We start from the raw sequence: 15,882 nt of genomic DNA on the forward strand, positions 1-15,882 counted from the left end.
GGGCAGGTACCCCGGAGCCGGTGGGTGCACCCGTCAGGGGACACGTACGCCCCGCCGCTGCGGCGGTGAGCGGGCGCCGGGTGGTCAGCCGTGGGCTCCGGCCGGACCCGTGGCCGCCGGTAGGCCGAGATCGCCGGGGAGCAGGGCACCGACCCAGGCGTCGACCCGTTCGCCCCGGTGCTGGAGGGCGTGCCGCGCCGTGCCCTCGAAGGTGAAGCCCGCCTTCTCCGCGGCCCGGCGCGACGCGGTGTTGCCCACGTTGGCCCGCCACTCGATCCGGGCCAGGTTCAGCGCCGTGAAGCCCCAGGCGGAGACGGCCGCGACCGCCGCCGGGCAGTAGCCACGGCCGCGCGCCCACGGGGAGACCACGAAACCCAGGTCGGCGACGAGGGGATCGCCCGGGGAGATCCGCAGTTCCACCACCCCGGAGTACCTGTCGGAGGCGTCGGCGATCGCGAAGACCGCGCCGGTACCCCGCCGCCACACCGTCGGGCCGTGCTCGTGCACGAAGAACTCCGCGTCCGAGCGCTGGTACGGGTCGGGCACGGTGGTCCAGCGGATGCTCTCCGGGTCACGGCAGGTCAGCACGATCGGATCCAGGTCGGACTCGTGCAGGGGGCGGAGCCGCAACTCCGTACCGTTGGAGGGGTGGGCGAAGAGCACCGGCTGGGGCGCGCCGAAGACGGCGGCCCGGCGGGCCTGGAGCGAGCCCTTGCCGGCCCTGCCGCCGCCCGTCGCGATCTCCGAGGGGTCGGTGCCGGCCAGGTCGTCCGGGATCAGCGAGCCGACCCAGCCGTCCGGGGTCCCCTCGGACGGCGGGTCGGCAAGCCGGAGCCGGCCGTCGACCTGGAATCCGGCCCGCAGCGCGACCAGCCGGGATGCGTGGTTGCCGACCTCGGCCTGCCAGACGATTCGGCGCAGCCCCAACTCGGTGAAGGCCCACCGGCTGACCGCCCGGGTGGCCCGGACGGCGACCCCTCGGCCCCGGGCCCAGGGGGCGGTCCAGTAGCCCACCTCCGCCGAGCGGAGTACCGGGTCGATGGTGGCCAGCCCGCAGGAGCCGAGCAACTCGCCGCTGGCCGCGTCGCGCACCGCGAAGGGCGCCCCCGACCCGGTCGCAAAGGCCTGCGGCGCCCGCTTGGTGACGAAATCGATCGCGTCCTCCAACCGGTACGGGTTGGGTACGCGGGTCCAGCGCTGGATGTCCGGATCCTGGCAGGCCCGGTGTACGTCCTCGGCGTCCTCGACCCGCCAGGGCCGCAGCAGCAGCCCCGCCTCGACGATCTCGACCCCGTCCGGCCTGGTGTTCTGGCTCATCGGGTCATCGTGCCGGAGGGTTCGCGCTGGGCGTAACCGGATTTACCGGCCCTCAAGGCTAGTATCGGACAGAATGTCCGGTCTGCTGAACGGGAGGGGCGGCGCGACTGACGACAGGGCCGGTGATGCGCCTACGATGGTTCGGCAGACTGTCTAGGGGAGCGTTGATCCGTGTCGATTCTGGAAAAGGTCCTACGCGCGGGCGAGGGGCGCATGGTGCGTCGCCTCAAGGCGATCGCCAACGCCGTCAACTCGATCGAGGACGACTACGTCAACCTCACCGACGAGGAACTGCGGGCGCTCACCGACCAGTTCCGGGAGCGGTTGGCCGACGGCGAGACCCTCGACGACCTGCTGCCCGAGGCGTTCGCCACGGTGCGCGAGGCGGCGTCGCGGGTGCTCGGCCAGCGGCACTACGACGTGCAGATCATGGGTGGCGCGGCCCTGCACTTCGGCAACATCGCCGAGATGAAGACCGGTGAGGGCAAGACCCTGACCTCGGTGCTGCCGGCCTATCTCAACGCGCTCTCTGGCAAGGGTGTGCACATCGTCACGGTGAACGACTACCTCGCCGAGCGGGACGCGGCCTGGATGGGGCGGGTGCACGAGTTCCTCGGCCTGACCGTCGGGGTGATCCTGCCCAACCGGCCGGCCACCGAGCACCGGGCCGCGTACCAGGCCGACATCACCTACGGCACCAACAACGAGTTCGGGTTCGACTACCTCCGGGACAACATGGCCTGGAGCAAGGATGACCTGGTCCAGCGCGGGCACAACTTCGCGATCGTCGACGAGGTCGACTCGATCCTGATCGACGAGGCCCGGACCCCGCTGATCATCTCCGGCCCGGCCGAGCACTCCGCGCGGTGGTACTCCGAGTTCGCCGGGGTGGTGGCCAGGCTCCAGCCCGGCAAGGACGGCGAGGGCGACTACGAGGTCGACTACGCCAAGCGGACCATCGCGGTGACCGAGCGCGGCGTCGCCAAGGTGGAGGACCGGCTCGGCATCGACAACCTCTACGAGTCGGTGAACACCCCGCTGGTCGGCTACCTGAACAACGCGATCAAGGCCAAGGAGCTCTACAAGCGCGACAAGGACTACATCGTCAACGAGGGCGAGGTCCTGATCGTCGACGAGTTCACCGGCCGGATCCTGCACGGCCGCCGCTACAACGAGGGAATGCACCAGGCGATCGAGGCCAAGGAAGGCGTGGAGATCAAGCAGGAGAACCAGACTCTTGCCACGATCACCCTGCAGAACTACTTCCGGCTCTACAACAAGCTCTCCGGCATGACCGGTACGGCCCAGACCGAGGCCGGCGAGTTCAACAAGGTCTACAAGGTCGGCGTCGTCACGATCCCGACGCACCGCCCGATGGTCCGGATCGACCGGCCGGACGTGATCTACAAGACCGAGCGGGCCAAGTTCAACGCGGTCGTCGAGGACATCGCCGAGCGGCACGCCCTCGGCCAGCCGGTGCTGGTCGGCACGGTGTCGGTGGAGAACTCCGAGGTGCTCTCCCAACTCCTGCGCCGTCGGGGGATCCCGCACGCCGTCCTGAACGCGAAGTTCCACGCCAAGGAGGCGGAGATCATCGCCCAGGCCGGGCGCAAGGGCGGGGTCACGGTGGCCACCAACATGGCCGGCCGGGGCACCGACATCCTGCTCGGCGGCAACCCGGAATACCTGGCCAACACCGAGCTGCGGCAACGCGGGCTGGACCCGGTCGAACACGGCGACGACTACGCCAAGGCGCTCGAGGAGATCCTTCCCCGGTGGAAGGAGGCCTGCGACGCCGAGGCCGAGGAGGTTTCCTCGGTCGGCGGCCTCTACGTGCTCGGCACCGAACGGCACGAGTCCCGGCGGATCGACAACCAGCTACGGGGCCGCTCCGGCCGGCAGGGTGACCCCGGCGAGTCCCGCTTCTATCTCTCGCTCCAGGACGAGTTGATGAAGCGGTTCCGGGCCGGCGCGGTCGAGGCCGTGATGGAGCGGTTCAACATTCCGGAGGACGTCCCCATCGAGTCCAAGATGGTGACCCGGCAGATCAAGAGCGCCCAGGCCCAGATCGAGGGCCAGAACGCCGAGATCCGCAAGAACGTCCTCAAGTACGACGAGGTGATGAACAAGCAGCGCCAGGTGGTCTACGCCGAGCGCAAGCGGGTGCTCGACGGCGAGGATCTGAACGACCAGATCCGGCACATGATCGACGACGTGATCACCGCGTACGTCACGGGTGCGACCTCGGACGGCTACGCCGAGGACTGGGACCTCGATCAGCTCTGGACCAGCCTCAAGCAGCTCTACCCGATCGGTGTCACCATCGACGACATCGTCGAGGAGTCCGGCGGCGAGCGGACCAGCCTCGACGCCGACTTCCTGCTGGAGCAGCTCAAGCAGGACGCCTTCGCGGCGTACCAGCGGCGCGAGGAGGAGCTCGGCAGCGAGGCGATGCGGCAGTTGGAGCGGATGGTGCTGCTCCAGGTCATCGACCGCAAGTGGCGCGAGCACCTCTACGAGATGGACTACCTCCAGGAGGGCATCAGCCTGCGCGCCTACGCCCAGCGTGACCCGGTGGTGGAATACCAGCGCGAGGGCTTCGACATGTTCGCCACGATGATGGACGGGATCAAGGAGGAGACGGTCGGCTTCCTCTACAACCTGGAGGTCCAGGTCGAGGAGGCGAAGCCCGCCCCGGCCGAGGCCGACGCCGGGCCGGCCCCGATGCCGGTGCCGACGGACTCACCCGTGGAGATCCGCGCCAAGGGCCTGGGCCGGGCACCCCGGACCCAGGGTCTCCAGTACTCCGCACCGACCATCGACGGTGAGGCTCCGGCGACCGGCGGGGTGGCGGTCGAGCGCCCGCAGGCCCCGGCGCTCGGTGTCGGTGGCCCGCCTCCGCCGTCGACGACCCGACGGGCGCCTCAGGGCCAGGCGGTCGGTGCCAACGCCCCGTCCCGGAACGCCCCCTGCCCGTGCGGCTCGGGTCGTAAGTACAAGCGCTGCCACGGGGCGCCCGGCGGCGCCTGATCCGCACGGTCCCTGGCGGCGTCTTATCGTCGCGGTGCCCCCGACCTCCGTCTCGGCGGTCGGGGGCACCGCTGTCTCCGGGCACCACTGTCTCCGGCACCGGTGCCTGACAGCACGGAGAGCGGCGGGACTTTCCCTTTCCGCTCCCATAGCCCGGCGCCTCAGTGGGTGGACAGTTCGGGACGGCCGGTCAGAGCAGGGCGACCGAGGTACCGACCCAGCTTCCCCGACGCCGCTCGATCCGGAACGCCATCGCCCAGGTGCGTCCGGCGACCCCGACCACGGCGGCCGCCTCGACGACGCCGGGGCGGGGTTCGCAGATCCTGAGCCGGCGCAGCCGCACGGTGCGGACCGGCTGTCCGGGCCGGCGCCGGCCGGAGATCCGGCTCGCGGCCGAGGCGAGCTGCGCGACCATCCCGGCCGCGTCGGACGGACTGGCCAGCGCCCGCACGTGCCCGGCTGGTCGGTAGCCGTTGACGATTTCCAGGCAGGTGTCCAGGAAGCGTTTCGCCGCCCGTTTCGCCTCGGGGGTCGCGCCGGCGAGCGCGTCCGCGACCGGTGGCACGGCGTCCGGCCGGGTCGCGCTCGCACCGGGGAACGCGAGCGAGCCGGGATGGAGATCCGACCCGGCCGGCGGCTCTGCGGCGGATGAGCTGGAGATTTTCGGTACGGCGACCGGGCGGGTTGTCCGGCCGGGACGGCGGCTCCCGACGGCGGCCGAACGGAGCTGTTCGACCGTAGGTGGATCGACCCGGGACGCCGTTGCCGGACCGACCCGAGGCAGCGGGACCGGGGCGAACCGAGGTGACTGGGCCGGACCGACCCGAGGTGAGCGGGTCGGGTCGAGCCGAGCCGGGTGGGCCGGGTCGAGCCCAGCCGAGTGGGCCGAGTCGAACCGAGTGGGGTGGACCGGATCGAGCCCAGCCGAGTGGGCCGGGTGGACCGGGTCGAGCCGAGCCGGGTGGGCCGGGTCGATTCGAGGTGTGGGTATCGGGTCGATCCAGGTTTCCGGGACGTATTCGTCGTCGAAGGGTGGATCAAGGGGCGGCACGGGGCGCAGACGCACGGTGGGCCGGCTGGGCGGCCGGGTGCGGGCGAGGGGCATTCTCACTCCCTTCTTGATCTTGCGTTTGCTTTCGTTTGCCTCCGACGGAGTAATTCCTAGTCCATATACTCTCGGTCGTCAATGACTCCATCTCGACAGTTGCGTCAATTGTCAGAATTGTGTCCGCCGTGGCCGGTCCGGCGGCTGGGCCCGGCGGTAGCGATCACGACCCATCAACCCAGCGGCTGGGCACGACGAGACTCCGCGAGAGCGCGGCAGCACTGGACACGGCAATGGCGGCCGGGTCGGAGACGGACGTTAGCCCAACGGTCCGACAGCCCTCCGGAAGCGACCGGCGGCTACTCCTCGGGAGGCGCTCGGCTACTCCTCGGGAGGGCGCTCCACGAGCGGATTCTCGGCCACCCACTCGGCGGTCTCGGCGTACTTGCGCTCGATGTAGTCCTCCAGGCGAGCACGCTCCACCCGCCACTGGCCCCGCCCACCGATCTTGATCGCCGGAAGTTCACCGCTGCGCACCATGTGGTAGACCTGCGAGTCCGAGACGTTCAGCTCGGCGGCGACGTCGGACAGGAGCAGGAACCTGGGTTCCACAGCAGAACCTCCGATAGTCGGTGGCCGCCTTAGTTTGCCATCGACTGCGGTGTCGTCGCCTCCGGCGTCATGTCCCGCCCCGGCAGCGGGCTGGAGTAGACCACGCTTGTGGTGACCGCACCGAGACCGGCGATCCGGCCCGCCACCTGCTCCAGGTGGCGCATCGACCGGGCCACGACCTTGAGCACGAAACAGTCCTCGCCGGTGACGTGGTGCGCCTCCACGATCTCCGGAGTGCTGTCGAGCAGCGCGTGGAACGGCCGGTAGTTGCCGGTCGGATAGCGGAGCCGGACGAAGGCGAGGATGTCCAGCCCGATCCGCTCCGGCACCACCACCGCCCGGTAGCCGGCGACCACCCCGGCCTCCTCGAGTCGGCGTACCCGTTCGGTGACCGCGCTCGGCGACATCGACACCATCCGGGCGAGCTCGGCGAAGCTGGCCCGGCCGTCCCGCTGGAGCTCCGCGAGGATTCGCCAGTCGGTCGCGTCGAGTCTCGGGGAATCAGCGGTCACCAACGCACGATACCGGCGTTTCGACGGCGTTCCGAGCCCAGCGCGGGGGAATCTGTCTTCTGGCGGGACGGCTGCGGCCGTACCGTTTCGGCATGACCACGACCTCGAACCCGGTGCTGGCGGTGCCGCCGGCCGCGCCCGACCAGGCCGCCGCCTGGTACGCCGCCAAGCTCGCCGTGCAGACGGACGTCTCCGACGTGCAGGCCGCGCTCGACACCGGCGACCCCGGTTTCGTCCTGCTCGACACCCGCGATCTCGCCGCCTGGCGGCAGGGCCACATCCCCGGCGCGATCCACCTGCCCACCCGGATGATCCCGATGCGCGCGGCCCGGCTGCTCGACCCGGAGGTCCCGGTGGTCACCTACTGCTGGGGGCCGGGCTGCGACGGCGCCACCAAGGCGGCGTTCGCGCTGAGCAGCCGGGGCTACCGGGTCAAGGAGATGATCGGCGGCATCGAGTACTGGATCCGGGAGGGCTTCCCGGTCCGGGTAGCCGAGGAGGGCCTGGTGACCCGGGCCGCCGATCCGCTGACCGCTCCGGTGCGAGCGGCTGCGGTGTCCCGCTGACCGCTCCGGGGCGGCACCCGGCGGTGCCACCCGACCCGATCCCGGGTCCGCTGCCGCTGCGCACGCCGCCGGTGTACTACCGTCGCGGGTGAGTGACGCGACGCCGTGTCCCGGACCCGGGGCGCCGTCGCGGGTCGGCGTCGAGCGGGGGAGACCTACGGTGACAGAGCAGCTCGTCCGGGTGTACGTCCCGGCCACCCTGCCGATGCTCGCCGAGTTGCGCCAGGAGGGCTGGATCATGGCAGCCCAGGGGCACGCGGTCACCCCCGAGCTGCGCGAGTGGTACGCCGAGGGCGACGAGGAGGAGTTGGAGTACGTCGCCTTCACCCGAGCCGCCCAGGAGGCGTTGCGGCTGCTCCGGGCCGACCCGCAGGCGCACCGGCGTCGGGTCGTCGTCGCCGTCGACCTGCCCCCGGGGTCAGTACGTCGTGCCGACCCGGAACTCGGCTCCAGCACCGTACGGCTGGGCGGGCGGATCGGGATCGACGCGGTCGCCGCGATCCACGTGGACGGCGACGACGCCACCGAGGACGTCGAGGCGGCGGTCGAGGCGGTCGAGCAGGCGCTGGCCGGTGACCCGGACGCGCAGTTCACAGTGGACAGCGCTGAGGATCACGAGCTGGAGTGGTACGACCCCTCGGAACTCGACGCCCTCTCCGGCGTCACCGGCTGACCCGGGACCTGCGACCCGGAGCCGGTATCCGGGGACGCCGGTTCAGGGCGTGTCGGTCCAGGGGACGCCAGTTCAGGGGGCGCCGGTTCAGGGCGTGCCGGCCGCCAGTTTGAGGCAGTTGAGCACGGCGCCGTCGACGGCTGCGATCTCGTCCGGATTCGTGCTTGTCCTGCCCGCCACGAACGCCTCGCGCTGCTCCACCGAGGCGCTCTCCATGTACCAGTCGGCCAGGCAGTCGACCGCCTTGTCCGGGGTACCCGCCATGCGCGGGTCGGTGCGGATCTTCGCCACCACGTCGTCCCGGTCGACGGCGTCGCCCGAGCAGGCAGCCACGGTGAGTGCGAGTCCCAACGCGGCGAAGCCGGCCGCAGCCGATCTGAGAATTCTGACCACGACGACAGTCTATGCGACGGTCTGGCGGCAGTGGCGGCCCCGGCGCCCGCGACCGGGCGGGAGTGCGGTCGGAGATTGTTAAATCGGTATTTCTGGACAACCGACATTCATGTTTCCGGCTTCCATTGTGGTGGGACGGCGTTCGGGCTGTCCAGCCCGGGTGGGGGCGTCCACCCGAGGCCTGGCCGGCTGGGGCGGTGCGGCGCGGTGCCGGTCCCGCCGTACTGACATATACGGGTTCCGATCACTGTGTGCGCCGAATACACTCCCTTCCGTCAATGTCGTGGCGAAATATTCCGCCACCGACCGCTGTCGCCGCAAATGATCTACGGGGGGATCAATGCGCGTGAAGCCTCTTGTCCGTGTGCCCGCACGAGTGATCGCAGCCTCGATCGCGGCGATGGTCGTCGTCTCCGGCCTGCCCACCGGGTCGGCCGCTGCCAAACGGCCGGACCTGCCCGTGGAGCGGTCCGAACGGCCGGCATCCGCCGCCGCACCCGCCGCGGCCGGTCCGCGGGAACACTTCTACGACGCCGCCGGGCAGCTCGTCGGGGTCGCCGATCCGGCCACCGGGGCGGCGACGTACTCGTACGACGAGTCCGGGAACCTGCTGGAGACCAAGCGTCTCGCCACGGACGCGCTCGCGGTGTTCGCGCTGGTGCCCGAGCGCGGACCGGTCGGGACCACCGTGGAGATCAGCGGCGTGGGCTTCTCCGCCACCGCCGCCGCCAACACGGTGACCGTCGACGGCGTCGCCGCACCGGTCACCGCCGCCACCGCGAACCGGCTCACCGTGGCGGTGCCGGCCGGTGCGACCGACGGAGTCGTCGCGGTCACCGTGGACGGCCGTTCGGCGCAGAGCCCGCGACCGTTCCGGGTGGAGGCCGGCACTCCGGTGCCGACCATCACCGCCCTTTCCACGGACCGGGGCAACCGCAACGAGCTGGTCACCATCACCGGCACCGGCTTCGACCCGGACCGGGCCCGCAACGTGGTGATGTTCCACCGCACTGTCGCCCAGGTACAGGCGGCGACGCCGACGAGCCTGACCGTCCGGATCCCGGCGGCCGCCTCGTCCGGTCGGGTCTCGGTGCGTACCCCGGGCGGCACCGCGCAGAGCGCCACCGACTTCCTGGTCGCGCCGCGCGGATTCGTGATGGGCAACCTGGCCTCCGCCGGGACGGTCGCCGCCGGTCGGCCGGCGGTCACCGCCACCATCCCGGCCGGCAAGGCCGCGCTGCTGCTCCTCGACGGTACCGCCGGTGAGCGGCTCAACATCACAGTGGACAACAACACCGTGCCGGTCCGCTCGGCGCTGTGGCTGTTCACCCCGTACGGCGGGAACTTCGGGCGCGGTTCGCTCGGCGACCCGATCGACGTCTGGGCCGGTGGCCGGCTCACCCAGGACCTGCCCGCGCTGCCCACCACCGGCACGTACGCCATGGTGATCAAGCCGAACGACGACGCCGGCGGCACGCTGCGGGTCACCGCCTCGAACACCCTGGCCGGGCTCTCACTGACCAAGGACGGCGCCGGGGTGCCGTTCCAGATCACGGTGCCGCAGCAGACCACGGTCTTCCCGTTCACCGCGACCGCCGGCGAGTGGCTGAGCCTCGGCCTGACCGAGCTGAGCGAGCCGGGCAACCGGTTCGTGGTCACCATCACCGACCCGAACAACCGGTCGCAGACCTGGGACTACCCGCTCTCGCAGTACATCCCGACGATGATCTTCAAGGCGACGCTCACCGGTACGCACCGGCTCGCCGTCACCTTCGGACCGAACGAACTGGGCTTCGGCAAGGTCTGGCTCTCCGCCGTGATCAACGGCCCGACGCTCGGAATCAACGGCGCCGACGCCCGGATCCGGATCGACCGGCCCGGCCAGTCGGTACGGCTGCCGTTCGCCGGTACCACCGGGCAGGTACTGCAACTCGGCTACTCCGAGAACACCCTTCAGCAGAACGACCGTCCGGCGTACCCGGGGGCGCTGCTGATCGAGCCGGACGAGGTGCAGCGGGAGCTGCTCAGCGGCGGCTATCCGGAGGCGCGCAACCTGCCGACGTTGCGCAAGAACGGCCAGCACTCGCTGCTGATCACCGGCTGGCAGGCGGTCGGCACGATCCGGACCTGGCTCTCCAGCGCGATCGAGGGCGGCCCGCTCGCGGTGAACACCCGCAAGACGGTGACCATCGACCGACCCGGCCGCGACGCCTGGCTGGACATCGACGGCGTACAGGGCCGACCACTGGCCCTCGGCACGATCAACAACTCGGTGCCGGGCGAGGTGACGCTCCGGCTCTACCGGCCGAACGGCAACCTGGTCAGCCTCGGCGTCGGCCGGACCATCGACGTGACGTCGCTGCCGGACACCGGCCGGTACCGGTTGCAGGTCGATCCGGAGGCCTCCGGTACCGGCGCCGTCAACGTGTACGCGGCCGAACCGGTCGACCTCGGCCTGATCACCCTGGACACCGCGATACCGGCGCCGATCAACCTGCCCGGCCAGAAGGTGGTCGGGCGGATCAACGCGCAGCTGGGGCAGCGGCTCAGCCTGGGCAGCAGCACCGCGCTCGCCGGCCTCTCCGTCCGGGTGACGACGCCTACCGGCGGCTACTTCTGGAGCGGCAACGTCGACCCGCTCTGGGGTCAGGACCTGCCGGCGTTCACGGTGGCCGGCGAGCACCGGATCGAGGTCAGCGCGCTCAACCGGGAGACCGGGGACCTGACGCTCTATCTCTCCACCGAGTCGGACGCCGGGCTGGCCACGGTCGGCGGTCCGGCGCTGACGGTGAGCATCCTCCGACCGGCGCAGAACGGCCGGCTCACCTTCGTCGGCAACGCCAGCGAACGGCTCGACATCCAGGTCACCCGCTGGGCGCTGACCGGCAACAACCGGTTCTACTTCACCCTGTACGGCCCGGACGGCCGGGCCCTGGCCACCCGGTGGTGGATGAGCCGCGACCGGGAGATCCTGCCGACCCTGACCGCCACCGGCACGCACACCCTGGTGATGGACCCGCCGCAGGGCGCCACCGGCGAGTTCGACATCACCGTCAAACCCCGGACCGCCCCAACCGGCCGGAAGACGGCGGAACCGGCCGAGCCGGTCCGACCCGCCTGCGACACCGAGCCGGCCCGGGTGACCGCGCCGACCGCACCCGCACTCGGCCAGCGGGCCGGTGAGCCGGAGCCGGAGGCGGCGGTCAACCCGGTCCCCGGCTGCGTGGACGCCGGCTGGGCGCCGGACGAGCGGAACCTGGGCGGCGCGGACTGGACGACCCGCCGCAAGCCGGTGCCGCCCCGGGAGCGTGCGCTCCAGTTCCCGATCGGGCTGACCGGAGTGGTCGGCCGGGTACTGGACACCACCGACCAGCCGCTGGCAAACGTGACGGTCAGCGCCGCCGGGAAGTCGACCACCACCGACGCGCAGGGGCTCTTCGCGCTGGCCGGCGTACCCGGCGGGCATCTGTCACTGCGCGTCGACGGCCGCTCGGCGAGCAGCGCCCAGCGGCGGTACGGCGTCTTCGACATCGGGGTCGAGCTGACCCGGGGCGAGGTGCTGGTACTCCCGTACACGGTCTTCCTGCCCAGGCTGGACACCGCGAACACGGTGTCGGTGGCCAGCCCGACCACCCGGGAGGTGGTGCTCACCACCCGGGCGATCCCCGGGCTGGAGGTGCACGTCCCGGCCGGCACGGTGATCAGGGACGCCGACGGCAAGGTCGCCACCGAGCTGAACCTGACCCCGATCCCGATCGACCGGCCGCCGTTCCCGCTGCCGCCGACCAAGGTCCCGGTCTACTTCACAGTGCAGCCGGGCGGCGGGGTGCTCTTCCCGGAGGGCGCCCGGATCATCTACCCGAACTACACCAGGGAAGCGCCGGGCACCCGGACCCAGTTCTGGAACTACGACCCGGACGGCAAGGGTTGGCACGTCTACGGCCTGGGCCGGGTCTCCGGGGACGGCAAGCAGATCATCCCGGACCCGGAGGTCAGGTTCTACCGGCTGACCGGCGCGATGACCGCGGTACCCGGGATGAACCCGCCCCTGCTGGCGCCCCGGGCCAACGGGATGCGGGTGGCCGACCCGGTCGACCCGGCCACCGGCCTGCTGGTGGACGAGCAGGTCGACCTGGTGGTCGACGACCTGATGCCGATCGAGATCAAGCGCACCTACCAGCAGGGTGACCAGGACGTCCGCGCCTTCGGTGTCGGGATGAACTTCGAGTACGGCATGTTCCCGTGGTCGCCGGGGCAGATCGGCAACTTCGACTTCCAGCAGTTCGACTTCATCCAGCCGGACGGCAGCAAGATCCACTATCAGCGGACCTCGCCGGGCAACGACTACGCCGGGGCGATCTTCGCCGCCGACCCGACCCCGACCAGGTACGCCGGCTCCACGGTGGCCTGGAACGGCGACGGCTGGGACGTGAAACTGCGGGACGGCACCGTCTACGTGCTCGGCGACGAGGCGCCGGTGCAGGAGATCCGCGACAAGTACGGCAACACCACCACGATCACCCGGGCCACCGCCGCGCCGGGCACCGACGGCAAGGTGCGGCAGAACGGCGCGATCACCCAGATCACCTCGCCGAGCGGCCGCTGGGTCAAGTTCAGCTACGACGCGGCCAGCCCGCCCAAGGTGGTCGGCATCGAGGACAACCTCGGTCGCAAGGTCAGTTACACCTACGACTCGACGAACCGGCTCCGCTTCGTGACCAACGCGGAGCAGGGGGTCACCGCGTACACCTGGGACAGCAGCGGGCGGTTGGACACCATCACCGACCCCCGGGAGATCACCTACCTGGACAACGAGTACGACAGCGCCGGCCGGGTCTTCACCCAGAAGGCGGCCGACGGCGGCATCACCAAGTTCGACTACACCGCCGTCAACAACGTGATCACCGAGACGAGGATGACCGACCCGCGCGGGCACGTCCGGCGGTTCACCTTCAACGCCCAGGGTTCGGTGCTCACCGACACCCGGGCGTACGGCACGCCACTGGCGCAGGCCACCGCGCACGAGTACGAGGCCGACGGGATCCGCAGGAAGGCGACGGTCGACGCGCTGAACCGGCGTACCACCTTCGGCTACAACGCCAGGGGCCAGGTCGACAGGGTCGTCACACTGGCCGACACGGCAGCGGCCCGCACCGAGACGTTCGAGTTCAACGGCCCGTACGCCGAGCTGACCAAGAGCACCGACTCCTACAACAAGTCGACGATCTACGAGATCGATTCGCGTGGCGCGCTGAAGAGCGTCACCGACCCGATGAACCGCAAGACGACGTACACGGTCAGCGGCAGCGGGCAGATCACCAGGATCACCGATCCGGCCACGAAGTCGGTGACCATCGACTTCGTCGGTGCCGATCCGGTGCGGGTCACCGACCAGCTCGGTCGAATCAGCCGGGCCGGGTTCGACGCCCTGGGCCGGCAGGTCCGGACGGTGGACGGCCGAGGCGCGGCCGTCGAGACCACTTACGACAACGTCGACCAGCTCCGTTCGGTGACCGACGGACTGGGCCGCACCACCCGCTTCGAATTCGACCCGAACGGCAACCAGACGGAGATCATCGACCCGCGCCAGGGTTCGACCGTCTTCGACTACGACAACATGGACCGGGTCAAGTCGATCACCGATCCGAAGGGCGCGTCCGAGTCTTTCACCTACGACCTGAACGGCAACCCGGACAAGCACACCAGCCGCCGGGACATCCTCACCGACCGGGACCACGACGAGTTGGACCGGCTGAAGACCAGCGTGATCGGCGCCGAGGCAACCGTCAGCTACACCTACGACGCGGGTAACCGACTGCGGCGTACCGAGGACTCGGTGGCCGGGGTCGCCACGACCGACTACGACGACCTCGATCGGATCATCGGCGAAACGACTCCGCACGGCACGGTGTCCTACCAGTACAGTCCCACGGTCCGGGACCGGACCATGACGATCGCCGGGCGGACGCCGACCCGGCACCTGTACGACGCCAACGGACAACTCGCCGAGATCCAGCAGGGCGGGACCGTGGTGACCGCGGTGACCCGTGACGTGGTCGGCCGTGCCGAGCGGGTCGGCGCACCGGGCTCCGGAGTCAGCCAGACCTACGCCTACACCGACGCGGGCCAGATCAGGCTGATCACCTACCGGGCCGGCACGACGGTGCTGGGCGACCTCGGTTACGAGTACGACTCCGCCGGGCAACCGGTCCGGACCACCGGGGCGTACTCCCGGACGCAGTTGTCGGCGCCGTTCGGGCCGGCCACCTACGACGCGGCGAACCGGATCGAGACGATCGCCGGCACCGCCATCCGGTACGACGCCGACGGCAACCTGACCTCCGACGGCACCACCAGCTACACCTGGAATGCCCGGGGCGAACTCTCCGGGCTGTCCCGGACCGGGCTGTCGGCCAGCTTCGGCTACTCGACCGATGGTCGGCGGCTGGATCGGACCGTCAACGGTGCCACGGTCAACTACCTGTACGACGGGCTGAACCCGGTGCAGGAGAAGGTGAACGGGGCGGTCACCGCGACGATGACCAGCGCCGGGGTGGACGGCTGGCAACTGCGCGAGTCCGGCGGCACGACGAAGCGCTACCTGACCGACGCGCTGGGCAGCACCCTCGGGTTGGTCGACAACGCCGGAGCCGGCGCGACGTACGCGTACGAGCCGTTCGGCGCGACGACCGTGACCGGCGACGACGGCGGCAACCCGTACCGGTACACCGGCCGGGAGGACGACGGCACCGGGCTCTACCACTACCGCAACCGTTACTACAGCCCGAGCCTGCAACGGTTTATCAGCGAGGACCCGATCGGCATCGCCTCCGGTGACGCGAACCCGTACGCCTACGTTTTCAACCACCCGACCGCGCTGACCGACCCGATGGGCACCAAGCCGGCGTCGACCGGTGGTAACTGCTTGGGCGGTAACAGCTTCACCCCGGACACCCGGGTGCGGATGGCGGACGGTTCGCAGCAGCGGATCGCCGACGTCAAGCTCGGTGACACAGTGTTGGCCACCGACCCGGAGACAGGTCGCACCGCCACCCGGAAGGTCACCGCGACCATCGTCGGAGAGGGCCGGAAACAACTGGTCGACGTCTGGATCGACGACGATGGCGACGGTATCTCCGATGGTCAGGTGACCGCCACCGATGGGCATCCGTTCTGGGTGGCCGGCCCACGGCAGTGGCGTGACGCAAAGGACCTTGCGGCCGGTGATCTGCTCCGTACCGCTGCCGGGACGTATGTCCAGGTCACCGCGGTGGCGCAACGCAGCGCGGTGCAGCGGGTGCACAACCTCACCGTGGACGCCCTCCACACGTACTATGTGCTGGCAGGTGACGCACCGGTCCTGGTGCACAACTGCAACAAGAATCAGGGCGTTTACATTTTCGATGACCTCACTAGGCCTGGCCACCTGTATGTGGGACAAACGACGAACTTCACCACGCGCTTCTATCACCATGTGGGCAAGGGGCGAATAAGAGCTCGCGAGGATGCCATCTGCATTCACGTATGCGGCGGCGTGGACGATCTCAAGGTCATGGAGTACATCATCAAGGATCAACTGCAGAAATTTGGACTCAAGCTAAGCAGTCCGATCGAGTCAAATACCAGGAACGTCTACAACAGGCTTCGCCGGTACGACCAGAGACCCCTCTTCCGCTTGCCGGAAGAGTAGAGCCGATCGCTGACCGGGGATTATGTCGACATTGTAGGGTGATG

The 15,882-nt window shown here is 70.1% G+C and carries 9 protein-coding genes; 4 read left to right on the top strand and 5 right to left on the bottom strand.

Annotated elements, in window-relative coordinates; genetic code table 11:
- Positions 1-84: 84 nt before the first annotated feature.
- The gene (locus CLT71_RS28885) at positions 85-1,317 is read right to left on the bottom strand and encodes a GNAT family N-acetyltransferase (RefSeq protein WP_101369877.1); all 1,233 of its coding nucleotides are present in this window, start codon (positions 1,315-1,317) and stop codon (positions 85-87) included.
- Between the two features lie 171 nt (positions 1,318-1,488).
- Between CLT71_RS28885 and secA the strand changes: the two genes are divergently transcribed.
- A complete protein-coding gene (gene secA / locus CLT71_RS28890; RefSeq protein WP_101369878.1) occupies positions 1,489-4,347 on the top strand; it encodes a preprotein translocase subunit SecA in 2,859 nt (952 codons plus the stop codon).
- 190 nt (positions 4,348-4,537) lie between these two features.
- On the opposite strand, the gene CLT71_RS36655 is transcribed toward secA, so the two are convergent.
- From CLT71_RS36655 to CLT71_RS28905, 3 genes are all read right to left on the bottom strand, one after another.
- Positions 4,538-4,912 carry an Rv3235 family protein gene (locus CLT71_RS36655; protein WP_143743648.1) on the bottom strand — a complete coding sequence of 125 codons (375 nt, stop codon included), beginning with the start codon at positions 4,910-4,912 and terminating at the stop codon, positions 4,538-4,540.
- Positions 4,913-5,773: 861 nt separating this feature from the next.
- On the bottom strand, positions 5,774-6,004 hold the full coding sequence (locus CLT71_RS28900; RefSeq protein ID WP_101369880.1) for a helix-turn-helix domain-containing protein: 231 nt from the start codon (positions 6,002-6,004) through the stop codon (positions 5,774-5,776).
- Between the two features lie 29 nt (positions 6,005-6,033).
- Positions 6,034-6,516, bottom strand: a complete 483-nt coding sequence (locus tag CLT71_RS28905; protein ID WP_101369881.1) for an Lrp/AsnC family transcriptional regulator — start codon at positions 6,514-6,516, stop codon at positions 6,034-6,036.
- A 92-nt stretch (positions 6,517-6,608) separates the two neighbouring features.
- On the opposite strand from CLT71_RS28905, the gene CLT71_RS28910 reads away from it, so the two are divergent.
- Positions 6,609-7,082, top strand: coding sequence for a rhodanese-like domain-containing protein (locus tag CLT71_RS28910; protein ID WP_101369882.1), 474 nt, complete (start codon positions 6,609-6,611; stop codon positions 7,080-7,082).
- Between the two features lie 160 nt (positions 7,083-7,242).
- Positions 7,243-7,755 (top strand): DUF6912 family protein, encoded by a 513-nt coding sequence (locus tag CLT71_RS28915; protein ID WP_101369883.1) that lies wholly within the window; start codon positions 7,243-7,245, stop codon positions 7,753-7,755.
- 87 nt (positions 7,756-7,842) lie between these two features.
- Here the strand turns inward: CLT71_RS28915 and CLT71_RS28920 are convergent, their stop codons facing one another.
- Positions 7,843-8,148, bottom strand: coding sequence for a hypothetical protein (locus CLT71_RS28920; RefSeq protein ID WP_143743649.1), 306 nt, complete (start codon positions 8,146-8,148; stop codon positions 7,843-7,845).
- Positions 8,149-8,512: 364 nt separating this feature from the next.
- Here CLT71_RS28920 and CLT71_RS28925 point away from each other — a divergent pair, with 364 nt between their 5' ends.
- Positions 8,513-15,838 carry an RHS repeat-associated core domain-containing protein gene (locus CLT71_RS28925; RefSeq protein WP_143743650.1) on the top strand — a complete coding sequence of 2,442 codons (7,326 nt, stop codon included), beginning with the start codon at positions 8,513-8,515 and terminating at the stop codon, positions 15,836-15,838.
- Positions 15,839-15,882 lie beyond the last annotated feature (44 nt).

This window comes from Plantactinospora sp. CNZ320 (assembly GCF_002846275.1).